This window comes from Streptomyces scopuliridis (assembly GCF_042790125.1).
In the GTDB taxonomy this organism is placed as follows: Bacteria; Actinomycetota; Actinomycetes; order Streptomycetales; family Streptomycetaceae; genus Streptomyces; species Streptomyces scopuliridis_A.
Genome location: NZ_JBHTZS010000032.1, coordinates 1 through 24,609, shown reverse-complemented (window position 1 = coordinate 24,609; position 24,609 = coordinate 1). Strand labels below are relative to the sequence as shown.

At 70.6% G+C, this 24,609-nt stretch carries 17 protein-coding genes; 9 read left to right on the top strand and 8 right to left on the bottom strand.

Annotated elements, in window-relative coordinates:
• Positions 1-44 precede the first annotated feature (44 nt).
• The 3 genes from ACFRKB_RS32410 to ACFRKB_RS32400 all read left to right on the top strand — a co-directional run bounded on the left by ACFRKB_RS32410 (position 45) and on the right by ACFRKB_RS32400 (position 1,969).
• Entirely contained in the window at positions 45-1,010 is a 966-nt protein-coding gene (locus tag ACFRKB_RS32410; protein WP_383110190.1) for a serine/threonine dehydratase, read from the top strand.
• 54 nt (positions 1,011-1,064) lie between these two features.
• Positions 1,065-1,457: an AraC family transcriptional regulator gene (locus tag ACFRKB_RS32405; RefSeq protein ID WP_365976225.1), complete on the top strand. Its 393-nt coding sequence runs from the start codon at positions 1,065-1,067 to the stop codon at positions 1,455-1,457.
• Between the two features lie 101 nt (positions 1,458-1,558).
• Complete coding sequence (locus tag ACFRKB_RS32400) at positions 1,559-1,969, top strand: VOC family protein (RefSeq protein ID WP_383110189.1); 411 nt, start codon at positions 1,559-1,561, stop codon at positions 1,967-1,969.
• Here the strand turns inward: ACFRKB_RS32400 and ACFRKB_RS32395 are convergent.
• The 3 genes from ACFRKB_RS32395 to glgP all read right to left on the bottom strand — a co-directional run bounded on the left by ACFRKB_RS32395 (position 1,950) and on the right by glgP (position 7,950).
• Positions 1,950-3,377, bottom strand: coding sequence for a DUF2252 domain-containing protein (locus ACFRKB_RS32395; RefSeq protein WP_383110188.1), 1,428 nt, complete (start codon positions 3,375-3,377; stop codon positions 1,950-1,952). The two genes, ACFRKB_RS32400 and ACFRKB_RS32395, sit on opposite strands and share 20 nt — an antisense overlap.
• Before the next feature lie 529 nt (positions 3,378-3,906).
• On the bottom strand, positions 3,907-5,142 hold the full coding sequence (locus tag ACFRKB_RS32390; protein WP_383110187.1) for an alginate lyase family protein: 1,236 nt from the start codon (positions 5,140-5,142) through the stop codon (positions 3,907-3,909).
• Positions 5,143-5,367: 225 nt separating this feature from the next.
• Positions 5,368-7,950, bottom strand: a complete 2,583-nt coding sequence (gene glgP / locus ACFRKB_RS32385) for an alpha-glucan family phosphorylase (protein WP_383110186.1) — start codon at positions 7,948-7,950, stop codon at positions 5,368-5,370.
• A 522-nt stretch (positions 7,951-8,472) separates the two neighbouring features.
• Between glgP and ACFRKB_RS32380 the strand changes: the two genes are divergently transcribed.
• From ACFRKB_RS32380 to glgB, 4 genes are all read left to right on the top strand, one after another.
• Positions 8,473-10,479, top strand: a complete 2,007-nt coding sequence (locus ACFRKB_RS32380; protein WP_383110245.1) for an alpha-1,4-glucan--maltose-1-phosphate maltosyltransferase — start codon at positions 8,473-8,475, stop codon at positions 10,477-10,479.
• Entirely contained in the window at positions 10,476-12,197 is a 1,722-nt protein-coding gene (treS, locus tag ACFRKB_RS32375; protein WP_365976232.1) for a maltose alpha-D-glucosyltransferase, read from the top strand. The genes ACFRKB_RS32380 and treS overlap by 4 nt, the downstream gene beginning before the upstream one ends.
• Before the next feature lie 266 nt (positions 12,198-12,463).
• Complete coding sequence (locus ACFRKB_RS32370) at positions 12,464-13,969, top strand: maltokinase N-terminal cap-like domain-containing protein (RefSeq protein ID WP_383110185.1); 1,506 nt, start codon at positions 12,464-12,466, stop codon at positions 13,967-13,969.
• 181 nt (positions 13,970-14,150) lie between these two features.
• Positions 14,151-16,739: a 1,4-alpha-glucan branching enzyme gene (gene glgB, locus ACFRKB_RS32365; RefSeq protein WP_383110184.1), complete on the top strand. Its 2,589-nt coding sequence runs from the start codon at positions 14,151-14,153 to the stop codon at positions 16,737-16,739.
• Between the two features lie 100 nt (positions 16,740-16,839).
• On the opposite strand, the gene ACFRKB_RS32360 is transcribed toward glgB, so the two are convergent.
• The gene (locus ACFRKB_RS32360) at positions 16,840-19,122 is read right to left on the bottom strand and encodes a HelD family protein (protein WP_383110183.1); all 2,283 of its coding nucleotides are present in this window, start codon (positions 19,120-19,122) and stop codon (positions 16,840-16,842) included.
• A 209-nt stretch (positions 19,123-19,331) separates the two neighbouring features.
• Here ACFRKB_RS32360 and ACFRKB_RS32355 point away from each other — a divergent pair, with 209 nt between their 5' ends.
• Entirely contained in the window at positions 19,332-19,961 is a 630-nt protein-coding gene (locus ACFRKB_RS32355; RefSeq protein WP_365977622.1) for a GntR family transcriptional regulator, read from the top strand.
• Between the two features lie 44 nt (positions 19,962-20,005).
• Here the strand turns inward: ACFRKB_RS32355 and ACFRKB_RS32350 are convergent, their stop codons facing one another.
• From ACFRKB_RS32350 to ACFRKB_RS32340, 3 genes are all read right to left on the bottom strand, one after another.
• Positions 20,006-20,773 carry an NPP1 family protein gene (locus ACFRKB_RS32350; protein ID WP_383110182.1) on the bottom strand — a complete coding sequence of 256 codons (768 nt, stop codon included), beginning with the start codon at positions 20,771-20,773 and terminating at the stop codon, positions 20,006-20,008.
• Between the two features lie 379 nt (positions 20,774-21,152).
• Positions 21,153-21,971: a carbon-nitrogen hydrolase family protein gene (locus ACFRKB_RS32345; RefSeq protein WP_383110181.1), complete on the bottom strand. Its 819-nt coding sequence runs from the start codon at positions 21,969-21,971 to the stop codon at positions 21,153-21,155.
• A 142-nt stretch (positions 21,972-22,113) separates the two neighbouring features.
• On the bottom strand, positions 22,114-23,439 hold the full coding sequence (locus ACFRKB_RS32340; RefSeq protein WP_383110244.1) for an MFS transporter: 1,326 nt from the start codon (positions 23,437-23,439) through the stop codon (positions 22,114-22,116).
• A gap of 179 nt (positions 23,440-23,618) precedes the next feature.
• Here ACFRKB_RS32340 and ACFRKB_RS32335 point away from each other — a divergent pair, with 179 nt between their 5' ends.
• Complete coding sequence (locus tag ACFRKB_RS32335; RefSeq protein ID WP_383110180.1) at positions 23,619-24,401, top strand: DUF2848 domain-containing protein; 783 nt, start codon at positions 23,619-23,621, stop codon at positions 24,399-24,401.
• Here the strand turns inward: ACFRKB_RS32335 and ACFRKB_RS32330 are convergent.
• Positions 24,365-24,609: hypothetical protein (locus ACFRKB_RS32330; protein WP_383110179.1), on the bottom strand; the 245-nt coding region annotated here is incomplete at its 5' end. The genes ACFRKB_RS32335 and ACFRKB_RS32330 overlap by 37 nt on opposite strands.

The following is a 24,609-nucleotide window of genomic DNA, read 5'->3' as shown; positions in this document are numbered from 1 at the left end:
GCGAGCCAGCGTACGGTACACCGTATCGAAACGAGGAGCAGCCGGTGCGAGAACTCAGCTACGACGACATCAAGCAGGCCACCGACCGCATCGCGGGACATGTACGCCCCGTGGCGGTGGCACCCGCCGGCCCCGGCGCCGCCCGGCTCTGGCTGGCCCTGGAGCACCTTCAGTACACCGGCAGCTTCAAGGCCCGCGGCGCCCAGAACTTCCTGCGCGCCCATCGCGAGGAGGGCACCCTCCCCGGCGCGGGCGTGACCATCGCCTCGGGCGGCAACGCCGGGCTCGCCTGCGCGTGGGCCGCCCGGCAGCAGAACGTGACCGCCACGGTGTTCCTCCCGGAGACCGCGCCGCCGGTGAAGGTCGCGCGGCTCCGCTCGTACGGCGCCGAGGTCCGGCTGACCGGCGCGTCGTACGCCGAGGCGCTGGCCGCGTGCCAGGAGTTCGCCGCGACGACCGGCGCGCTCGCCTCGCACGCGTACGACCACCCGCTGATCGCCGCGGGAGCGGGCACCCTGCTGGAGGAGATCCACCAGCGGATCCCGGATCTGGACACGGTGGTGGTCGCGGTGGGCGGCGGCGGGCTGTTCGCCGGGGTGGCCACGGCCGCGCGGCACCACGGCATCCGGACGGTCGCGGTCGAGCCGGAGAACTGCCGCGCCCTGAACGCCGCGCTCGAAGCCGGCCGGGTGGTCGAGGCCCCGGTCGACTCCGTGGCCTCCGACTCCCTCGGCGCCTCCCGCGCCTCGACGCTCGCGCTGCGCGCCGCGCGGCACGACGGCGTGCGCTCCGTCCTGGTCCCGGACCGGGAGATCATCCGCGCCCGCCGGGCGCTGTGGACGGACCACCGCCTCGCGGTCGAGCACGCCGCGGCGACGGCTCTCGCCGCGCTGACCGTGGAGGGTGAGGGGTACGGGTACCGGCCCGAGGAGGGCGAGCGGATCTGTGTGGTGCTGTGCGGGGCGAACACGGACGTGGGCTCGCTGGCGGAGCCGGTCGCGAGCGAGTGAGGAAGGAAAGAGAGAGCGTGAGTGACCGAGGGAGGGGCGTGGTGTGATGGCGGGGTGAGCCGCGCCGCAGAAGAGACCAACCGCCGGATGCTCCGGGCACGGGACGCGATGGACCGCGGCTACGCGCAGCCGCTGGACGTCCCGGCCCTGGCCCGGATCGCCCATGTGTCGGAGGCGCACTTCGCCCGCACGTTCCGGGCCACGTTCGGCGAGACACCGCACCGCTACCTCCAGCGCCGCCGTGTCGAGCGCGCGATGTCCCTGCTGCGGGAGACCGACCGCAGTGTGACGGACATCTGTTTCCAGGTCGGCTTCGGCAGCCCGGGAACCTTCAGCCGTACGTTCCGCGCGATCGTCGGCCGGTCACCGCGGGCGTACCGGAAGGAAGCGACGGCCACGAACGTACCGACGTGCTTCACGATGGCGTGGACGCGTCCGCACGCCTGAGCGTCCGCGCCGCTCACCGTGGTCGCACCCCCGCCGTCGGCTGAGCAGGCTGAGCAGTTTTGGATAAGTTTTCGACCGGCTCGCTCGGTAGCGTGAGGCACATGTTCAACGCGATCACACACTCACAGATCTACGTACTCGACCAGGACAAGGCCCTCGACTTCTACGTCGGCACGCTCGGCCTGGAGGTCACCGCCGACGTCGACCTGGGCTTCATGCGATGGCTCACCGTCAGCGTCCCCGGCCACCCGGAGCGCCAGATCCTGCTGGAGAAGCCGGGCCCGCCGGCGATGTCCGAGGAGACGGCGGAGCAGGTCCGCGAACTGGTGACCAAGGGCGCGACGGGCGGCTCGCTCATCTTCAGCACGGACGACTGCCGCAAGACGTACGAGGCGCTGGTGGCCAAGGGCGTCGAGTTCACCGAGGAACCCACCGACCGCCCGTACGGAATCGACTGCGGCCTCCGCGACCCCTTCGGCAACAGCATCCGCTTCACGCAGCCGAAGTCCTGACCGCCTTCACCCTGCCCGTGCCCACCGCCTCCACCAGCGCCTGGTGGTCGCGTTCGTTCTGGTCCGCGTAGCTCTCCGCGAACTCCGCCAGCGCCGCGTCGAACGCCTCCCCCGCGCCCAGATACGCGGCGATGGCGATGCGGTCGCCCGAGCGGGCGTGGGCGCGGGCCAGGGTTTCTCCGCAGAGTTCACCGAATACCCGCATCCCCCTCGGCACCATGATCTGCGGCACCATGATGCCTTTCCAGTCGTACAACTGCCGTACGTAGAAGTCACGTTGACGGTCGTCGGCCCCCGTCACCCGGTCCCAGCCCAGGAAGACATCGCCGACGGCCTGCATGAGCCGCTGTCCCGCGACCACGCGCTGTCCCTGGTTGTCGTACTCGCTCTCGCCGACATGCGCGGCGAGCACCGAGTGGTCGGCCTCCTTGGCCTGGAGGATCAGGGGGTCCTCGTCGTCCTTGCCCAGCAGCAGCAGAATCCAGCAGCGGGTGCCCACACTGCCCACCCCGACCACCTTGCGCGCGATGTCGACGACCCGGTACTGCCTGAGCAGATGCGCCCGTTCCGTGGACAGGCTCCGTCCGTACCGTTCGACGAGTGCGTGGAGTTCACGGGAGATCCGGTCCCGTTCCGCGCCCTCCAGCACATCGTCGATCGGCACGACCAGCGGCGGGTCGGCCACGAACCGGCGTTCGCCGTCGCGGAGTCGGGTGAGTTTCGCGAATGCCTTGAGGCTGTCCTTGGCACGTGCCTTTCCGATGGCCTTCGTCACCCGTCCCCGGCCCCTCGCGCTCAGCCTCCGGGCCGTCACCCTCTGGAGCTGTTCGGTGTCGGCGCTGTCGTACCAGACCGTGAGGTTGCCCATGCCGGCGTACGACCGCATGCGCTCGCGGTACGCCCGTACGGCCGCCCGGACGATCCCCGCCCGCTGCTTCGCCGAGTAGCCGTTCTCGCGCCCCGCGATCACCAGGCTCGCGGCCAGCCGTTTGACATCCCACTCCCAGGGGCCCGGCAGGGTCTCGTCGAAGTCGTTGATGTCGAACACCAGGCGCCGCTCGGGCGAGCCGAGCAGCCGGAAGTTCAGCAGATGCGCGTCTCCGCACAGCTGCGCCCTGATACCGGACGTGGGGGTGGAGGCCAGATCGTCGGCCATGATCGCGGCAGCGCCCCGGTAGAAGCGGAACGGCGACTCCATCATGCGTCCGTAGCGGAGGGGTACGAGCTCCGGTACGCGCTTGGCCGACTGTTCCTCGATCACGTCCACCGGGTCCGGCCGCTTCTCGACGGGGGTGTACGCGGCGTGGCTGGACCTCGGCGCTCGTTTGCGGGCCGCCCTGCCTCTGTCCGCCCGCTCCAGCGGCGACAAGGGCCGCCTGTCACCGGAGATTCCGCCGGCCTTGGTCATGGCGTGCACTTCCCGTCCGAGAGAGTGCGGTGGCGCCGGTTCCCCGAGGGTGGACCGGCGGTCCCGCGCGGCTGCCCCCCGCCCGCGACCCTGCCTTTTTTCGCCCTACCTGTCCATTATCCGTGGTCGCCTGCCGCCCGCATCCCGGAGCGTCGCGGCGTATCCCGGCGCCGCCCGCCGGATCCGCGGGCCGTCCGCCTCATCTGGGCGCCATGACCGATCCCCTCGGCGCGCGCCCGCCGACACGTGTCCTCCAGGTGCCGGCCCCGAGCCCGCCGGGGCCGGCACCCGCGCGTAGCAGACGCCGCGAGCCCCGCCCTCCGGGCGGACGGCGCTATGTGTCAGACGGGCCCTGGGGCCTGTCTTCAAAGTAGCGCCGTCCGCCCGAAGGGCGGGCCCGGCGGCGTCCGGTGCGTGCGATCGCAAGGCGGAGGGTCTCCCCAGTACTGGACGTACTGGGGTGATCCCGACAACGCCGCGAGCGTGCGTGCCGGACGCCGCCGGGCAGGCGGGACTTTGAAGGCAGGCCCTAGTGGGGATTGCTCGCGTTCGTCAGTGTCTCCCAGGCCACGAACAGGTTGTTCGTCCCCGCCGGCCGCTGCTGCTCCGTGAGCCGCTGCGTGTTGGTCATCGCATAGCCCAGCCGCGTGTTGAGCGCGTTGAAGCCGACCTCGGTGATCGGCCCGAGGCCGCGCGTCACACTGCCGCCGCAGAGCGAGGACGGTACGGGCTCGGCCTGGAGCTCGTACTTGGCCTGGAAGCCCAGCGCCTGCCGCAGCCGCTCGCCGACCTGCGGGAACAGGTCCTGGCCCTGGAGCCGCGCGGTCTCGTAGACATGGCCGACGGACGAGATGCCGTAGCCGGTGTGCACGAAGTCGCGGCAGGTCTCCTGGGTCAGCCCGGTCATGAAGGTCCCCTGGCCCTGCCAGTAACTGACGATCTTCTCGCGGGTGTTGAGGTTCTGGCTCGGCACGGTCTTCGGCAGCGCGCCGTCGGAGGCGAGGTAGATGTAGGCGGGCACGCGGACGAGGTATTTACTGATCGCCTTGTCGTAGCTCGCCCCGTCATCCAGGAAGACGGAGATGCTGACCGCCGCCTCCATCATCGTCAGCTCCCAATTGCCGTTGGAGTTGGAGCCGTTGATGATCTCGGGCAGATAGACGGTCCGCAGCATCGTGCTGAACCGGCCGGCGTTCGGCCAGTTCCCGTACACATGCTTGATGATCTCGGCGGCCTTGGGCCAGGACGATCCGGCCCATCCGGTCTGGAGCGGGGCATTGCTGTTGGTGTGGTCCTGGATGGAGCCGGACCAGGCGTCCATGAGCTGGATCGCCTTCTGCGCGTAGCGGTCGTCGCGGGTGATGTACCAGGCGAGGGCGTCGGTGTACGCGGCGATCGCGTCCTCGCGCTCGTCCGTGCAGCCGTTGTTGGGGTTGGAGTACGAGCCGCACTCGACGATCGCGCGCGGCTTGGGCGTACGCGACAGGCTGGCGTACTTGCTGGCCATCATCTGGTCGTAGGCGCTCTTCCAGGGCTGCGCCCCGGCCTGCACCTTGCCGCGGATGAAGTCGAGTTGGGCGGTGTTGAGGTTCACCCCGGGGTGGGTGAAGTTGGCCGGCGCGGCGGCGACCGCGGCGGTGGCGGGCCTGGCCGGCGCGGCGTCCGGCGCCTTCTCGGCGGAGGCGGGGGTCATGAAGGCGGCGGCGAGTACGCCGGCGAGGGCGGTGGCGAGTCCGAGGACTCGGGGGATGGATCCGGGGCGCATGTGCGGTGCCTTCCGGTCGCTGGACGTCCCTCAACTCGATTCACCCACATGAACGCGGGGTTGAGTTGTGAACCCGTTATTGACTGAGGAACGTAGAACCATCCCATGGACACGTCAAGGTCTGGACCAATGGGCAGTGCGAGGTGGTTCGAGAGCGGCCCCGACGGGCAGCGCGAAGGGCCGGACACCCGAAGATGTCCGGCCCCTGGTCCGCGTACGTACGACTCACCGCATCAGCATGCCCGCGCCCTCCCCCGTCGTCTCCGTCGGCAGCGCGACCAGCCCCAGATCCGCGCTGGTGGCGAGCAGCGGATGAGCCGGCAGCACCCGGACGGTGTAGCCGTACGGGCCCGTACGGTCCAGGGCGAGCGGGCCCTCGTACACCCAGCGGCCCTCCAGATCGGGCCCGCCGGCCGGTTTGAGCGGGAAGGTCCGGGCGTCCACGATCGTGTCGTCGGAGCCCACCCGCCCCGCGACCGCCTGCACTTCCACGTCCTCCGGGCGCAGTTCGCCGAGGCCGACGCTCACCCGCAGGGAGAGCGTGGAGCCCAGCTCGGCGCCGCCGCCCGCCCCACCGCCGCCCCCGGTCGCCGCGACCGCCTCGACATGGTCGACCGACACATACGGCCAGAGCGTGCGTGTGCGGTACTTCCAGGACGCCAGCTCCGCGGCGGTGTCGGCGTCCAGCGCGCGATGGGCGGCGGCGGCCGGAGTGTAGAGCCGCTCCACATACTCACGCACCATCCGTCCCGCGAGCACCTTCGGCCCGAGCGACACCAGCGTGCGCCGGACCATCTCGATCCAGCGGTCCGGCAGTCCGCTCCCGCCGCGGTCGTAGAAGCGGGGCGCGACGCGGTCCTCGATCAGTTCGTAGAGAGCGTTCGCCTCCAGTTCGTCCCGGCGGTTCTCGTCGCCGGACGAGCCGTCGGCGGTGGGGATGGCCCAGCCGAAGTCCGGTTCGAACCACTCGTCCCACCAGCCGTCCAGGACGGACAGGTTGAGACAGCCGTTGAGCGCGGCCTTCATTCCGCTGGTGCCGCACGCCTCCAGGGGCCGCAGCGGATTGTTCAGCCAGACGTCGCAGCCGGGGTAGAGCTTCTGGGCCATGCCCATCCCGTAGTCCGGCAGGAAGACGATGCGGTGCCGCACCCGCGGATCGTCGGCGAACCGCACCAGCTCCCGCACCAGCCGCTTGCCGCCGTCGTCCGCCGGATGGGCCTTGCCCGCGACGACGATCTGGACCGGCCGCTCGGGGTGGAGCAGCAGCTCGGTCAGCCGCTCGGGGTCGCGCAGCATGAGCGTGAGGCGCTTGTACGAGGGGACCCGGCGGGCGAAACCGATGGTGAGGACGTCCGGGTCGAGGACCCCGTCGATCCAGCCCAGCTCCGCGTCCTCGGCGCCGCGCTGGCGCCAGGAGGCGTGCAGGCGTGTGCGTACCTCGGTCACCAACTGCTCGCGCAGGGCACGCCGTACGGCCCAGACCTCGGCGTCGGGGACATGCTCGGGGTCACCGAGACGGGCCATCTCGGGAGCCACCCAGGTCGGTGCGTGCACCCCGTTGGTGACGGAGGTGATGGGCACCTCCGACGGGTCGAAGCCGGGCCAGAGCCCGGCGAACATCTGGCGGCTGACGGCGCCGTGCAGGGTGGAGACGCCGTTGGCGCGCTGGGCGAGCCGCAGGCCCATCGCGGCCATGTTGAAGAGGTTCGGCTCGCCGCCGGGGTAGGTCTCCATGCCGAGGCCGAGGACGCGCTCGGCGGGCACACCGGGCAGTTCGCCGTCGTCCCCGAAGTGGCGGGCCACCAGATCGCGGTCGAAGCGGTCGATCCCGGCGGGCACCGGGGTGTGGGTGGTGAAGACCGTGCCGGCCCGGACGGCTTCCAGGGACGCCTCGAATCCGAGCCCGGTCGCCACCAGCTCGCGGATGCGCTCCAGGCCGAGGAATCCGGCATGGCCCTCGTTGGTGTGGAACACCTCGGGTGCGGGGTGGCCGGTGAGCCGGCAGTACGTGCGGACCGCCCGGACCCCGCCGATGCCGAGCAGCATCTCCTGGAGCAGCCGGTGTTCGCTGCCGCCGCCGTACAGCCGGTCGGTGACCTCGCGTTCGCCGGGCCCGTTCTCCTCGACGTCCGAGTCGAGCATCAGCAGCGGGACCCGTCCCACCTGGGCCTGCCAGACGCAGGCGCGCAGCGAGCGCCGCCCGGGGAGCGTGAGGACGATCTGCGCGGGGGTGCCGTCCGGCTCGCGCAGCAGGGTGACCGGGAGTTCGTTGGGGTCGAGGAGCGGATACTGCTCCTGCTGCCAGCCGTCCCGGGAGAGCGACTGGCGGAAGTAGCCGTGCCGGTAGAGCAGCCCGACGCCGATCAGCGGTACGCCGAGATCGCTGGCGGCCTTGAGATGGTCACCGGCGAGGATGCCGAGCCCGCCGGAGTACTGCGGCAGGGCCGCGGTGACCCCGAACTCCGGCGAGAAATAGCCGATGGCCGCGGGCAGCTCGGCGCCCTGGCCCGCGCGCTCCTGGTACCAGCGCTCGCCGCGCAGATAGGTGTCGAGACCGGCCGCGGCGGCGGTCAGCCGGTCCAGGAAGGGACGGTCCCCGGCCAGCTCGGCGAGGCGCGCGGCGGACACCGCCCCGAGCAGCCGTACGGGGTCGCGGCCGGTGGCGCGCCAGCCGGCGGGGTCGACGGATTCGAAGAGTTCACGGGTCTCGGTATGCCAGGACCAGCGCAGATTGCGGGCGAGGTCGCTGAGCGGTTGCAGTGGTTCGGGCAGGACGGGGCGGACGGTGAACCGACGGATTGCCTTCACGTGTTCCACCTTCGCAGGGACATACGAGCCACAGGGGACGCACCACGTTGTGCGCCCCGCCGTCCCTTTGACGGTAGCCCCACCTCACCCTCCGCTACCACGGCGCACACGCGCACTCACCCGGGGGTGTCCGCGCCCCGCCCCCCAATTCATGGCCTGAACCTGGCTGTTAGTAACCGTGCACCTCGGCGGTTCCTGTACGCCGCAGTAGTTAACAATCCGCCGGATTGCCCACCCGAAAAGAGTGGGAAGGCTCCCCCGGTACACCCGGCACGTCAGCATGCTCATCGCATCGCACACGAGCGCGTCCCCACACAATTGAGGACGATTCCAGCGCTATTCGAGTGAACGCGGACAGGAGCGGCCATGCCCGCAGCCTCCCAGTCGTCTACCGAGCAGCTACAAAGAACATCAAAACCTCGCAAAGACAGCAGATCTTTCGGGGGAAGAAGCTCCACCGAACCCGCACCACCCGCCCTGCCTGTCACGCCCGCACAGCCCACAGGTGATCCAGTGAAACCGCTGATTGGTCGCATTCCCGTCCTGGACGTACGCCCGCTCGTCGACTGCGGCAGACGCCCCGCGAAGGCGGTGAGCGGTGAGTCCTTCCAGGTCACCGCGACCGTCTTCCGCGAGGGTCATGACGCTGTCGCGGCCAACGTCGTCCTCATGGACCCCAGTGGCCGCCCCGGCCCCTGGACCCCGATGCGTGAACTCGCCCCCGGCACCGACCGCTGGGGCGCGGAGGTCACACCCACCAAGGAAGGCCGCTGGACCTACACCGTCGAGGCGTGGAGCGACCCGGTCGCCACCTGGCGCCACGCCGCGAACATCAAGATCCCGGCGGCCGCCGACGAGCACGACATCGCCCTCGTCCTCGCGGAGGGCGCCGCGCTGTACGAGCGGGCCGCCGACGGCGTACCGAAACGCGACGGCCGGGAGGCCGTGCTCGCCGCCGCGGACACCCTGCGCGACGAGACGCTGCCCGCGCGGGCCCGGCTCGACGCCGCGCTCGCCCCCGAGGTCGACGCCGCCCTCTCCCGCCATCCGCTGCGCGATCTGGTCAGCGCCTCGCGCCCGGCTCCGCTGCTGGTGGAGCGCAGGCGGGCCCTCTTCGGCTCCTGGTACGAGCTGTTCCCGCGCTCGGAGGGCGCGGTCGTCACGAAGGACGAGCCGCCGGTGAGCGGCACGTTCAGGACGGCGGCCGAACGGCTGCCCGCCGTCGCCGCGATGGGCTTCGACGTCGTGTATCTCCCGCCGGTCCACCCCATCGGCACGACGCACCGCAAGGGCCCCAACAACACCCTCACCCCCGCCGCCGGGGATGTCGGTGTGCCCTGGGCGATCGGCTCGGCCGACGGCGGCCATGACGCGATCCACCCCGATCTGGGCACGATCGAGGACTTCGACCACTTCGTGGAGACGGCCCGCACCCTGCGGATGGAGGTCGCGCTCGACTTCGCGCTCCAGTGCTCCCCGGACCACCCCTGGGTCACGAAGCACCCGGAGTGGTTCCACCACCGCGCGGACGGCTCCATCGCCTACGCGGAGAACCCGCCGAAGAAGTACCAGGACATCTATCCGATCGCCTTCGACAGCGATCTGCGCGGTCTGGTCCGGGAGACCAGCCGGATCCTGCGCTACTGGATGGCCCACGGCGTACGGATCTTCCGCGTCGACAATCCGCACACGAAGCCGGTGCTCTTCTGGGAGAAGGTCATCGCGAACATCAACCGCACCGACCCCGATGTCATCTTCCTGGCCGAGGCGTTCACCCGGCCCGCGATGATGCGCACGCTCGGCGCGATCGGCTTCCAGCAGTCGTACACGTACTTCACCTGGCGGAACACGAAGCAGGAGCTCACCGACTATCTGACGGAGCTTTCGGGCGAGTGCGCCGCGTACATGCGGCCGAATCTCTTCGTCAACACGCCCGACATCCTGCACGCCTATCTTCAGCAGGGCGGACGGCCCGCGTTCGAGGTACGGGCCGTGCTGGCCGCCACGATGGCGCCCTCCTGGGGTGTCTACGCCGGATACGAACTCTGCGAGAACACCCCCGCGAAGCCCGGCAGCGAGGAGTACCTTGACTCGGAGAAATACCAGCTGCGGCCCCGGGACTGGGAAGCGGCCGAACGCGAGGGCCGCACCATCGCCCCGCTGATCACCGCGCTCAACCGGATCAGACGGCGGCACCCCGCCCTGCGGCAGCTGCGCGACATCCACTTCCACCACGTCGACAACGACGCGGTCGTCGCGTACAGCAAACGGTCGGGCACGAACACCGTTCTGGTGGTCGTCAACCTCGACCCGCACCACACCCAGGAGGCGACGGTCTCGTTGGACATGGAGCGGCTCGGCCTCGAATCTTCGGAGGGGTGCGAGACCGTGCCGGTGCGCGACGAGCTCACCGGCGAGACCTATCACTGGGGCAGAGCCACCTACGTGCGCCTAGAGCCGGGCGTCAGGCCCGCGCATGTCGTGGTTCTGCGACCGTCCCCGCCGATCGGAGGGTCACCCACATCATGATCGTCAATGAGCCCGTCCACGACACGTTCGAGGACACCCCGGCCAAGGACCGCGATCCCGACTGGTTCAAGCGTGCTGTCTTCTACGAGGTCCTGGTGCGTTCGTTCCAGGACAGCAACGGCGACGGCATCGGCGACCTCAAGGGCATCACGGCCAAGCTGGACTATCTCCAGTGGCTCGGAGTGGACTGCCTCTGGCTGCCGCCGTTCTTCAAGTCGCCGCTGCGCGACGGCGGCTACGACGTCTCGGACTACACGGCGGTGCTCCCCGAGTTCGGGGATCTCGCCGACTTCGTGGAGTTCGTCGACGCCGCGCACCAGCGCGGTATGCGCGTGATCATCGACTTCGTCATGAACCACACGAGTGATCAGCACGACTGGTTCCAGGAGTCCCGCAAGGACCCCGACGGGCCGTACGGCGACTACTACGTCTGGGCCGACGACGACAAGCAGTTCCAGGACGCCCGGATCATCTTCGTCGACACGGAGACGTCCAACTGGACGTTCGACCCGGTGCGCAAGCAGTACTACTGGCACCGCTTCTTCTCCCACCAGCCGGATCTCAACTACGAGAACCCGGCGGTGCAGGAGGAGATCATCTCGGCGCTGCGCTTCTGGCTGGACCTGGGCATCGACGGCTTCCGGCTGGACGCCGTGCCGTATCTGTACCAGCAGGAGAACACCAACTGCGAGAACCTCCCCGCCACCCACGAGTTCCTCAAGCGGGTGCGCAAGGAGATCGACGCCAACTACCCGGACACGGTCATCCTCGCCGAGGCGAACCAGTGGCCGGAGGATGTCGTCGACTACTTCGGCGACTACGCGGCCGGCGGCGACGAATGCCATATGGCGTTCCACTTCCCGGTGATGCCGCGGATCTTCATGGCCGTACGGCGCGAGTCCCGCTACCCGGTCTCGGAAATCCTGGCGAAGACCCCGGCGATCCCGACGGGCTGCCAGTGGGGCATCTTCCTGCGCAACCACGACGAGCTGACGCTCGAAATGGTGACGGACGAAGAGCGCGACTACATGTACGCGGAGTACGCCAAGGATCCGCGGATGCGGGCCAATATCGGCATCCGGCGCCGGCTCGCCCCGCTGCTGGACAACGACCGCAACCAGATCGAGCTGTTCACCGCCCTGCTGCTGTCGCTGCCGGGGTCCCCGATCCTCTACTACGGGGACGAGATCGGGATGGGCGACAACATCTGGCTGGGCGACCGGGACGCCGTGCGGACCCCGATGCAGTGGACACCCGACCGCAACGCGGGCTTCTCGTCCAGCGACCCCGGCCGGCTCTATCTGCCGACGATCATGGACCCGGTCTACGGCTACCAGGTCACCAATGTGGAGGCGGCGATGGCGTCGCCGTCGTCGCTGCTGCACTGGACGCGCCGGATGATCGAGATCCGCAAGCAGAACCCGGCCTTCGGTCTCGGCTCGTACACGGAACTGCCGTCGTCGAACCCGGCCGTGCTCGCCTTCCTCCGTGAGGCGCCCTCCGAGCAGGGGGAGGACGACGATCTGGTGCTCTGCGTGCACAACTTCTCGCGCTTCGCGCAGCCCACGGAGCTGGATCTGAAGGAGTTCAGCGGGCGCTGTCCGGTCGAGCTGATCGGTGGGGTGCGGTTCCCCGCGATCGGGGAGTGGCCCTATCTGCTGACCCTGGCCGGCCACGGCTTCTACTGGTTCCGGCTGCGCAAGGACACCGCGGCCTGACCAGGCCACCACGGTGTGACAACACCGGCCACTCGTTCACGCGGTGTTGACCGCGGTCCCGTGCCGGGCGGTTTCCACCGCTCCGCACGGGGCACGCTCCTCCACATCCAGTTCGATCGATTCGATCAAATTCGTATTGAGTTCGTACGGAATCGATCCGTACGGATCATCCTCACCCGACACGTCCCGCACAGCCGGACAGCCATTGCCGCAATCCGGGACACTCTGCGCATCCTGTGGTGTGCCCGGGGAAAGGACGCGATGCCATGTCGAAGGCTGCATCCACCCGGATCACGCCGCGCCCCGCAACTGCTTCGCCCGTCGCCCCGCCCCTCGCACCACCCGTGTCGTCCGCCCTGTCGCCCGCCGACGCGAGAACGCTGGTCGGCTCGCTCGCCCCGCTGCTCCATGACTGGCTGCCCCGTCAGCGCTGGTTCGCGGGCAAGGGCCGTCCGGTCACCGGCTTCGCGCCGGTCACGGTCACCGAACTGCTGCCGACGGACGCGCGTGGTCCGGGCCTGCTGCATCTGCTCGTACGGGTAGAACAGCGCGGCCCGTCCGGCCCGCCGCTGTCGATTCCCTCGTCGCCGTCCGCCACCCCCACCGGGGTCTCGTCACACGCCGGTGACTGCTATCAGCTGCTGCTCGGGGTACGGAAGGCGCTGCCGCCGCGCCTCGCGTCCGCGCTGATCGGCCACGCCACGCAGGGACCGCTGGCCGGCCGTACCGTCTACGAGGCCCTGCACGATCCCCACCTGGCCGAACTGCTGCTGGAGCGGCTGCGCTCGCCCGGCGCGCTGGGGCCGCTGCGGTTCGACCGGGCGAGCACCGTCCCCGCCGGGCTGAGCGGCCGGCTGCTCGACGCCGAGCAGTCCAACTCCTCCCTGGTCTACGGGGACGCGTACATCCTGAAGATCCTGCGCCGGGTCTTCCCCGGCCCGCACCCCGATCTGGAGCTGCCGCTCGCGCTGGCCGCCGAGGGGTGCGAGCGGGTGCCCGCGCCGGTCGGCTGGTTCGAGGCGGCCGACCCGTCGGGCAGCGGGGACTCCCTCACCCTCGGTGTGCTCCAGCCCTATCTGCGCGGCTCGCAGGACGGCTGGCAGCTGGCGCTCTCCTCGCTCGCCCACGGCAGGGAGTTCCTCGCGGAGGCCCGCGCCCTGGGGCGGGCCACCGCCGAGGTGCATATCGCGCTCGCCGCCGCGCTGCCGACCGTGACGCTGGGCCGCAGGCAGACCGCGCAACTGGCCGACGGAATGGCCGAGCGCCTGGAGTCGGCGGCGCGCGCGGTGCCCGCGCTCATGCCGTACGCCGCCGCGCTGCGGACCGCCTTCGACGCGCTCGCCGGGCTCGACGAGGCCGGGCGCGGCCGGCCCGCGCAGCGCGTCCACGGCGATCTGCATCTGGGCCAGACCCTGCGGACGCCGGACGGCCGCTGGTCGGTCATCGACTTCGAGGGCGAGCCCGCCCGGCCGCTCGCCGAACGCCGCCGCCCACAGCCGCCGGTCCGCGATGTGGCGGGCATGCTGCGCTCCTTCGACTACGCGGCCCGCTCCCACGAGCCATGGCGCCCGGACTGGGCGACGCGCTGCCGGGACGCGTACTGCGAGGGGTACGCGACGGCCGCCGGCACCGATCCGCGCGCGGAGCCCGAGCTGTTGCGCGCGTACGAGACGGACAAGGCGGTCTACGAGGTGCTGTACGAGGCGAGGCACCGCCCCGACTGGCTGCCGGTCCCGATGGCGGCGATCCGCCGGCTGGCCGCGGCCGTCTGACGCGTCAGGGCGGCGGGCCCGGCGGCCTCTCGGAACGATCCTCCGCTCCCCCGTCCCTGTCCCTCTCCGTTCCGCCCTGTCCCCCTCCGACCGTTCACCGATGCCACCGCCCCCCGCGGTCCCGCTCTCCCCACCCGTATCGACCGCCCAGCAGCGAAGCCCAGCCGAGGAGGCAGCCCCCGTGACCCCCCGCACGCCGTCCGACCGTTCGTCCGACAGCTCGTCCCAGCCCGAGCTTCCCACCGCCTCGCTCCCGGTCCCGGCCCCCGCCGCCGAGACCGCGCGGGCGGGTGCGGGGGCGGGTAAGTCCCCTGGGAAGAAGGGGAAGAAGCCCGCGCGCCGCAAGGCACCGCAGGCCGCGCCCGCCCCGTCCGCCCCGGAAGCCCCGGAAGCCCCGGCCGCCTCCACTGCCCCCGCCGCCCCGGCCGCCTCCACTGCCCCCGCCGCCCCCGCCGCTTCCAGAAAGCGCGCGGCGCCCGCCGCTTCCGGGAAGCGTGCGGCCCCGGCGTCTCCCACGGCGCCCCGGCAGCGCGAGGAACCGCGCGGCGGGCGTCGGGTACGGGCCGCGCGACCGCTGGACAGCGGCGACCGGGAGCGGCTGCTCTCCGGTGCGCACCACGATCCGCACGCGCTGCTGGGGGCGCATCCCGTGCCGGACGGTGTCGCCTTCCGGACGCTGCGCCCGTACGCCCGCGCGGTCACGGTCGTCGCCGAGGGGCTGGAGATCAGAGCGGAGCTGAACGACGACGGCGACGGCTTCTTCTCGGGTGTGCTGCCGCTGCGCGCGGTGCCCGTGTACACGCTCCTCGTCCGCTACAGCGACGCCACGCAGGAACTGGACGAGCTGGAGATGCGTGATCCGTACGGCTTCCTGCCCGCGCTCGGGAACCTGGATCTGCATCTGATCGGCGAGGGCAGGCACGAGGAGCTGTGGAAAGCCCTCGGCGCGCGGATCATGACGCACCAGGGCGTCACCGGCACCCGCTTCACCGTCTGGGCGCCCAACGCCCAGGGTGTCCGGATCGCCGGTGACTTCAACTACTGGGACGGTACGAGCCTCCCGATGCGCTCGCTCGGCTCCACCGGGGTGTGGGAGCTGTTCGTGCCGGGGATCGGTGACGGCGCGCTCTACAAGTTCGACATCAGGCGCCCCGACGGCTCGCACACCCTGCGCGCCGACCCGATGGCGCGGCGCACGGAAGTACCACCCGCGACCGCGTCCGTCGTCACCGAGTCCCACCATGTCTGGCACGACGAGGAGTGGCTCGCCCATCGCGCCGACCGTCCCGTGCACGAGGCACCGTTCTCCGTGTACGAGGTCCATCTTCCGTCCTGGCGACCAGGCTTGACGTATCGTCAGCTCGCCTCGCAGCTGCCCGCGTACGTCAAGGACCTCGGCTTCACGCATGTCGAGCTGATGCCGATCGCGGAGCATCCCTTCGGCGGCTCCTGGGGCTATCAGGTCACCGGCTTCTACGCGCCGACGTCCCGGATGGGCACCCCGGACGACTTCCGGTATCTCGTGGACGCCCTGCACCGCGCGGGCATCGGGGTGCTCGTCGACTGGGTACCCGCCCACTTCCCGAAGGACGACTGGGCGCTGGCCCGGTTCGACGGCCGTCCGCTGTACGAACACCCGGACCCGCAGCGGGCCGAGCACCCCGACTGGGGCACGCTGGAGTTCGACTTCGGCCGCACGGAGGTCCGCAACTTCCTGGTCGCCAACGCCGTGTACTGGTGCGAGGAGTTCCATATCGACGGACTGCGGGTCGACGCGGTCGCCTCGATGCTCTACCTCGACTACTCGCGCGAGGAGGGCCAGTGGACCCCGAACGAGCACGGCGGCCGGGAGAATCCGGACGCCGTCGCCTTCCTCCAGGAGATGAACGCCACCGTCTACCGGCGCTGTCCCGGTGTGGTGACCATCGCCGAGGAGTCCACCGCCTGGAACGGGGTCACGCGCGCCACCCACTATGTCGGCCCCGACGGCTTCGGCGGGCTCGGTTTCGGCCTGAAGTGGAACATGGGCTGGATGCATGACTCCCTGGACTATGTCTCCAAGGAGCCCGTCCACCGCAAGTACCACCACGGCGAGATGACCTTCTCCATGGTGTACGCGTACAGCGAGAACTACGTCCTGCCGATCTCGCACGACGAGGTGGTGCACGGCAAGCGCGCGCTGGTCTCCAAGATGCCCGGTGACTGGTGGCAGCAGCGCGCCAACGAACGCGCCTATCTCGGCTTCATGTGGGCCCACCCCGGCAAGCAACTCCTCTTCATGGGGCAGGAGTTCGCCCAGGGAGCGGAGTGGTCGGAGGGCCATGGCCCGGACTGGTGGCTGCTCGATCCGTCGTACGCGGCGGAGCCCGACCACCGGGGCGTGCGCGATCTGGTCCGCGAACTCAACACCGTGTACGGCGCGACGCCCGCGCTCTGGCAGCGCGACACCGTCCCGGAGGGCTTCGCGTGGGTGGACGGCGACGCGGGTGAGGACAACGTCTTCGCGTTCCTGCGGTTCGACGCGGACGGCTCGCCACTGCTGGCGGTCTCGCACTTCTCGCCGGTGGTGCGCCATCAGTACCGGCTCGGTGTGCCCGAGGAGTTCTCCGCCTGGACGGAGGTCCTCAACACGGACGCGGCGCGCTACGGCGGCGGCGATGTGCTCAACGCGGACCCGCTGAAGCCCGAGCCGGTGGCGGCGCACGGCCGGCCGGTGTCCCTCCAGCTGACACTGCCGCCGCTGGCGACGGTCTGGCTGCGGCCGGTCTGACAGGGCCTGCCCGGCGAGGTGGCGCCGCCCGGAGTCCTGGGCGGCGCCACCTCGCTGTGCTCAGGCCGGACGCCTGGCGGGGGTGCTTGCTCGCGCGGGCCTACGACATGGCCGTCTTCAGCCGGGACGGGACCTCCGCGTCGCGGACGATCGCGAGCCGCTGGGTCGCCCGGGTCAGCGCCACATACAGATCGTTGGTGCCGCGCGGCGAGCCGTCCATGATCGCCTCCGGGTCGACGACGATCACCGTGTCGAACTCCAGCCCCTTCGCCTGCCGCGCGTTGAGCAGCACGACGGGCCGGGTCAGATCGGGGGCGATGCCCCAGGAGGCGTCGGGCAGTTCTGCCGCGAGCTCCGGCAGCAGCGCGGCCGGGGCGATCACCGCGAGCCGGCCCTCGCCCGGGTGCCCGGTCGCCAGTCCGGCCGCCGTACGGGCCAGATCAGCGGGCCTGGCGGAGCGTACGAGCGGCCCCTCGCCCGTCGCCCGCACGGACCTCGGCGGCTCGAAGAGCGGGTCCGTCATACGCCGCACCTCGGCCGCGACCTCCATGACCTCGGCGGGCGTACGGTAGTTGACACCCAGCTTGGACAGCTCCCAGCGCTGCTGCACATACGGCTCCAGGATCTGCTGCCAGGAGTCGCAGCCCGCCGCGTCCCCGGTCTGGGCCGGGTCGCCGACCAGGGTCATGGACCGGCTCGGGCAGCGGCGCATCAGCAACCGCCAGGCCATCGCGGAGAGTTCCTGCGCCTCGTCCACGACGATATGGCCGAAGGCCCAGGTGCGGTCGGCGGCGGCCCGCTCGGCGGCACTGCGGGTGTCGGCCTCCTCGTGCCGGTCGGCGAACCGCTCGGCGTCGATGATGTCGTGCGCGGCGAGGACCTCCGACTCGTCGTCGTCCCTGTCCTCGAACTCCTGCGTACGGGAGCCGTACGACAGCTCCAGCACACCCTGTGCGTAGGCGATCCGCTCCTGGCGCTCCAGCGCGGCGGCGGCGCGGGCCGCGCTGTCGTCCTCGCCGAGCAGTTCGGCCGCCTCGTCCAGCAGCGGTACGTCGGCGGGGGTCCAGTCGATCCTGGCGTCGGCGCCGGTCCGGGGCCCGCAGCGGCGTACGGCGGCGGCGTCGCGCGAGCCGAGCAGCGCGCCCGGATCCGCCAGGAAGTCGGAGACGAGCTGCTGCGGGGTGAGCGTCGGCCACAGCGAGTCGATCGCCGCCTGCACCTCGGGGCTGGTGGCGATCTCCTTGCCGAGCTGGGCGATGTCCGTCGGGTCGAGGAGGTTGGCACCGCCGAGCGGGTCGGCGCCGATCCGGTCCGCGAGCTGTCCGGTGAGCGCGTCGATGATCCGGAAGGCGAACGTCGGCCGGGCCTGGTTGTGCGGCAGTCCGGTGTCCCGGGCGCGCTGCCGTGCCTCGTACACCGTGTCGCGGTCCAGCACGAGCGTGCCGTACTCGGCGTGCGCGATCTCCAGCACGGGGCGGGGCAGCGACTGCCGGCCGCGCAGCTCCTCCGCCAGGACGCGCGCCATGTCGGCCCGGCCCTTGACCTCGGCCGCCTCGGGGGTGTCCGTACCGGTGGCCCGTACGCCCGGGAACAGCTCCCCCACGGTCGACAGCAGCACCCCGGTCTCACCGAGCGAGGGCAGCACCTCGCCGATATAGCCGAGGAACGCGGGGTTCGGGCCGACGATCAGCACGGCGCGGCGGGCCAGCTGCTCGCGGTACGCGTAGAGCAGATACGCGGCACGGTGCAGCGCGACGGCCGTCTTGCCGGTGCCCGGACCGCCCTCGACCACCAGCACACCGCGGTACGGCGCGCGGATGATGCGGTCCTGCTCGGCCTGGATGGTCTGCACGATGTCGCTCATCCGCCCGGTACGCGCGGTGTTCAGCGCGGAGAGCAGTACGGCGTCGCCGTCCGGGTCCTCGTAGCCGGTGCGGGTCGTGTCGCTGAGGTCCATGATCTCGTCATGGAGCGCGGTGACACGGCGCCCGTCGGTGGTGAGATGGCGTCGCCTGCGCAGCCCCATCGGGGAATGGCCGGTGGCGAGATAAAAGGGACGTGCCACGGGGGCCCGCCAGTCGATCAGCAGCGGGGTACGTTCCGGGTCGTCCCTGCGCATTCCGATGCGTCCGATGTGATGGGTCGTCCCCTCGCCGAGATCGATCCGGCCGAAACACAGACCGGCCTCCACCGCATTCAGCGCGGACACGCGACCGGAGTGTTCCGCGACGCTGATATCGCGCTCGACGCGGGCCTGTCGCCCGGTGGTGACCTGGCCGATCGACGCCTCCACGGCGGTCTCGGCCTGCTCCCTCAAGGCATCCAGACGCTCATAGAGGAGGGAGACGAATTGCTGCTCGTTCTGCAATTCCTCGGTTGACAATTCAGCCCCTGTCCGATACGCTGCTTTCCAGTGACCTGGTCCATGTGATTATCAATTCAAAACATGGAAACAATCAATATACACAGAGGAATACCCCGGCCGTCAATTCGGTTCCGGGGTTTTTTTGCGTCCCGCACTCTTTTCGCGGGTCCCCGGGCCCTCGAGGCTCTGTATACTCGTTGTATGCAATCTTCGCTGTGGGGGCAGTCATGACGTCGGGCAGGGAGAAGGCGTACGCGTTCCTCAAGGAGAACGTGCTCACCGACCCGGACAGACAGGGCGAGTTCCTCTCCGAGCAGGAGCTCGCGAACCGCATCGGGGTCTCCCGTACCCCCATCCGTGAGGCGCTGCTGCTGCTCGCCGCCGAGGATCTCGTACGGCTGGTCCCCAAGCGGGGGGCGCAGATCGTACCGCTGTCGGGGCGGGAGATCACCGAACTGATGGAGCTGCGCGGCATCGTGGAGCGGTACGCGGCGGAGCAGGTCATCCCGGGAGACCGGGACGCGCTGGTGGCCGAGCTGACCGCGCTCCTGGAGCGGCAGCGGACCCTCAGCGGGCCCGAGCACGCCAGGGAGTTCATCGCGGTGGACCATCTCTTCCACGCCACGATCGTGGCCGCGGCGGGCAACTCGCTGCTCAACCGGCACTACGACGGGCTGCGCAGCCGGCAGATCCGGGCCGGGGTGGTGGCGCTCTACAACCAGCAGGGGCGGCAGGAGTCGGTACTGACCGAGCACCGGGCGATCCTGGCGGCGATCGCCTCCGGTGACCGGCCGGCCGCGCACAGCGCGATCGACGGTCACCTGGAGACGACGCTCAAGGTCCTGCTCGCCGGTTAGGGCCTGTCCGGGCTGAGCGCGTACGTACCGGCCGGCCCTCTCCGTCAGGCGTTGGGGTCGAACGGGATGCCGACCGGCTTGGCCTTCTGCAGATGGCCGTTGAAGTTGCCGTCCTTGAGGCCGAAGACGGCGCTGCCGAAGTTGGCCTGGCTCAGCTTGTCGCGCAGCCCCGCGGGGTAGCCGTTCCAGCCGACCAGCGCGGGGAAGCGCCAGGTGCCGTAGTGGTTCTCCGGCGGCTCGTCGTTGGAGTTGGCGGCGCGGAAGGCGTGCGTTCCGATGCCGTCCTTGTGGTAGACGACCTTCGGGTGCGTCCCGTCCCAGCGGATCTGGTCACGGGTGTGGATGTTGAAGTTGCCGTGGGCGGACGTGGAGACGTACTGCGCCACGTTGTCCTTCACCCACACCACGACATGCTCCCAGTCGTGACGGTGCCCGCCGAGCCCGCTGCCGGCCACGGCCTGGTCCTTCTCGAAGTAGAGGCCGTACATGATCGCGCACCAGCCGTTGTTGCACTTGGACCGCGCGTATCCGTTGGTGTTGTCGAGGTCCCATGAGTCGCGGCACGAACCGTTGACGGCCCCGGTCGTGTTGAGGCCGGGGGCTATGGTCCCGTCGGGGCCGATGGCGGGCGTGGGGTAGCAGCCGTCCGTGTCGTAGTCATAGGCCGGCTGGAACGTCTGCTCCAGTCCGTCCGCGTTGGCGGGCAGGGCCTTGGGGGGATCGGCGAGCGCGCTGCCCGGCACGGCGACGACCAACGCGATGGCACTGCCGAAGATGAGCGAGACCTTGCGGATGCGCGAGCTTTTCTTCACTGCGTCCTCCTGATCGGCCGCGACGTGGGGTACGCGGTCCGGTTGACATGCCCGGCTCAGCTTCGCCCGCCCTCGTTGACGCGTCGAGCATCGCCGGATGTCGGAGCGGTGAAGGGTCGGCCAATACAGCGGGGGACGAAGGAAACCGGAGTGACACGCTGAGTGAAGTGTGACGGCGGAGGACGCCGAAGTGAAGCGGAACGAGGGTAAGTGCCGTTTTCAGCAGGCCAGTTGAGAGTGTTCAGGGTCCGAGGCGAGCGCCGGCGCGCTGCCGCGCCGGTCGACTCGGTGTGTGCGGCGCGCGGTCGGCTTCAGCGCACGGTTGGCCTCGGCGCGCGGTCGGTTTCAGCCCGTGGTCGGCTTCAGCCCGTGGTCGGCTTCAGCCCGTGGTCGGCTTCAGCCTGCGGTTGGCCAGTACCGGTACGGCACGGCGGACCGCGGCGACCTCGTCCACGTCCACATCCGCGAGCAGCAGCCCCGGGCCGGCTCCGAGGCTCTGGCGTACGGTCCCGTCGGGGCCGATGAGCGCGCTGTGGCCGATCCCGGTCGGGGCGGGCGACGGCGCGGCCTCGTCCCCCGGCGCGCGCGACGCCGCCGGATCGGCCTGGTCCACGGCGGCGAGCCACAGCGTGGCGTCCAACGCCCGTGCGCGGGTGAGCAGTTCCCACTGCTCGCGCTTCCCGGGACCGGCGCCCCAGGAGGCCGGGAGAAGCGAGAGCACCGCTCCGGCGTCGGCGTGCGCCCGGAACAGTTCGGGGAAGCGGACGTCGTAACAGGTGGCGAGGCCGATCCGGACGCCGTCCACCTCGATGGTGACGACCTCGGAGCCGGCCGCCACGGTGTCGGACTCGGCGAAGCCGAAGGCGTCATAGAGATGGATCTTGTCGTAGGCCGCCTCGACGCCGGGTCCGGTGGCAAGCAGGGTATTGGCCACCTTGCCGTCCGGGGCCGGTGTGAACATGCCCGCGACCACGACGAGTCCGGTCTCCTCGGCGAGCCGCCGCACCGCCGTCGCCCAGGGGCCGTCGAGCGGTTCCGCGAGCGGCGCCAGGGGGGTGCCGAAGCAGGCCATCGCGGCCTCGGGGAAGACGATGACGCGGGCGGCCCCGGCCGCGGCGCGGTGGGCCTCGGCGCGCAGGAGTTCAAGGTTCCGCTCGGGGTCGGGGCCGGTGGTGAGCTGGCTCAGCGCGATGCGCATGAGGGGGTTCCCTTCTCGGGTACGGCGTGCGGGGCACGGGGTGCCAGGTACGGGGTGCGGAGTGCGAGGTGCGGGGCTGAGGTGGGGGGCTGAGGTGGGGCGGGGCTGAGGTGGGGGGTGTACGTGCGTACCGGCGCGCGGCTTAGACCTCCGCGCGGGCGGGCTGTTCCGTACCGCTCAGCTCCTCGTCGTCGGCCGGGTTCCCGTCGCGGCCCAGACACAGGCCGGTCACCGTGACCACCGCGGTCACCGCGACATAGAGGGCCAGCGGGATCCAGGAGTCGTACGCGTCGAGCAGCGCGGTGAACAGCAGCGGCGCGACGGCTCCGCCGATGACCCCGGCCAGCGTGTACGCGAGCGAGGAGCCGGTGTAGCGCAGACGCGGGGAGAACTGCTCGGCGATGAAGGCGGCCTGCGGCCCGTACATCAGCGAGTGGATGGCCAGCGCCACCACGACCCCGAGCGCGAGCAGCGGCCAGTTGCCGCCACTGGTCATCGGGAAGAACAGGAACGGCCATACGCCGGCGGCCACGGCGGAGACGCCGTACAGCAGACGCCGGTTGACCCGGTCGGAGAGCGCTCCGGCCAGCGGGATCAGGAACACCTGGAAGGAGGAGCCGATCAGGACGGCGGCCAGCGCCGAGCCGCGCGACATGCCGAGCTCGCCGGTCGCGTAGGTCAGTACGAAGACGGTGAACAGCGCGTACAGCACGTCCGGGGCGACCCGGCTGAGGATCGCGGCCGTCAGCGCGCGCGGGTGCGTGGTGAAGACCTCGCGGATCGGCGCCTCGGGGCGCTTCTGCTCCGCCTCCATCGCCTTGAAGACCGGGGTCTCCTCAAGCTTCGCGCGGATCCACAGTCCGAAGACGACCAGGACCCCGGAGAGCAGGAAGGCCACGCGCCAGCCCCAGGAGGTGAACTGACTCTCCGTCAGGATGGCGCCGAGGGCGGCGAGTACACCATTGGCCATCAGGTTGCCCGCGGGCGGGCCGATCTGGGCGGCCGAGGCGAAGAAGCCGCGCCGGCGCGGATCGCCGAACTCGCTGGAGAGCAGTACGGCCCCGCCCCACTCGCCGCCGACACCGACCCCCTGGGCGAAGCGGAGGATGACGAGGGCGATGGGCGCGGCCACGCCGATCGTGGCGTAGGAGGGAAGCAGACCGATCAGCAGGGTCGCGGCCCCGATCAGGACGAGGGTCGCGATGAGGATCTTCTTGCGGCCGATCTTGTCGCCGAGGCGGCCGAAGACGAAACCGCCCAGGGGCCGGGAGACATAGCCGACGGCGTAGGTGGAGAAGGCCAGGAGCGTGCCGGTGGCGGGGTCCTCGGAGGGGAAGAAGACATCGCCGAAGACCAGTGCGGCGGCCACGGAGTAGATGGCGAAGTCGTACCACTCCAGGGCGGTGCCCGTGAGGCTGGCGAAGAAGGCGCGGCGGACCGCGGACCCGCCGAACGATTGCGTTTGCATGCCCTTGTCCCTGCCCTTGCCCCTGCTCGTATCCGTGTTCGTGGTGTTCTTCACGATTGTCCGTCCTTGCTGAGGTGCACTATCGACCTTCCGGCATACTTCTTGTATACAGGTCGTATGCGCAAGCCTTCCGCGCAAAGTTAACCTCGCCGATATCGCGATCGATGTGGAGAAACCCCATGGCGCTGCTGACGTTCGAACTGCCCGACGGCACCACCAGGCGCGTCGATGTCGTCCAGGTGCTCAACGCCGGCTACGCCGGACGCAGCCAGGACGATGTCGCCGCGCATGTGGCGGAGCTCGCCGAGCTGGGGGTGCCCGCGCCGTCGGTGACGCCCGCGCTCTACCCGGTCTCCCCGTATCTGGCCCAGCACACCGATCAGGTCGCCGTCCAGCACGGGCGCACCTCGGGAGAGGCGGAATGGGCGCTGGTGGTGGACGGCGACGGGGAGCTGCTGCTGACGGCCGCCTGCGACCACACCGACCGTGAGCTGGAGGTGCACGGGGTGGCGTGGAGCAAGAACGCGAGCCCGGACGTGCTCGCCCGGCGCGCCTGGCGGCTGACCGACGTACAGGAGCGGCTGGACGCGCTGACCCTGCGGGCGTGGGTGACGCACAGCGGGGACACCGGGGACACCGGGGACACCAGGGACACCGGCGACAGCGGGGACAGCAGGGACGGCGGCGACAGCGGGGACAGCAAGGACGGCGGCTCAGGCGAAGAGACCCTCATCCAGGACGGCACGCTGGCGGAACTGCTCACTCCGGGCTACTGGGCCGAGGTGCTGCGGGAGCGGGGTGATCTGGTGCCGGGTACGGTGCTGATCTCCGGCACGATCCCGATGGCGGAGGGCGTGGACCAGTTCGCCGACCACTGGCGGGTCGAGCTCGGCGACCCGGCCACGGGGGACGTGATCGAGCTGGCCTATGACGTGGTGCGGATGCCGGCGCCCATCGGCTGAGGGGTCGCGGGCCCGGTCATGGCGTCGCGTCGCTCGGGGTCCTGTAGTGCGGGGTTCTGTCGCTCCGGATTCCGTCGCTCGGGATTCCGTCGCTCGGGATTCCGTCGCTCGGAGTTCTGCGCGTCGTGCAGGTGGGCGTAGGTGCCGGCGCGTGACAGCAGGTCGTGATGGGTCCCGGATTCGACGATCGTGCCGTGGTCGAGGACGA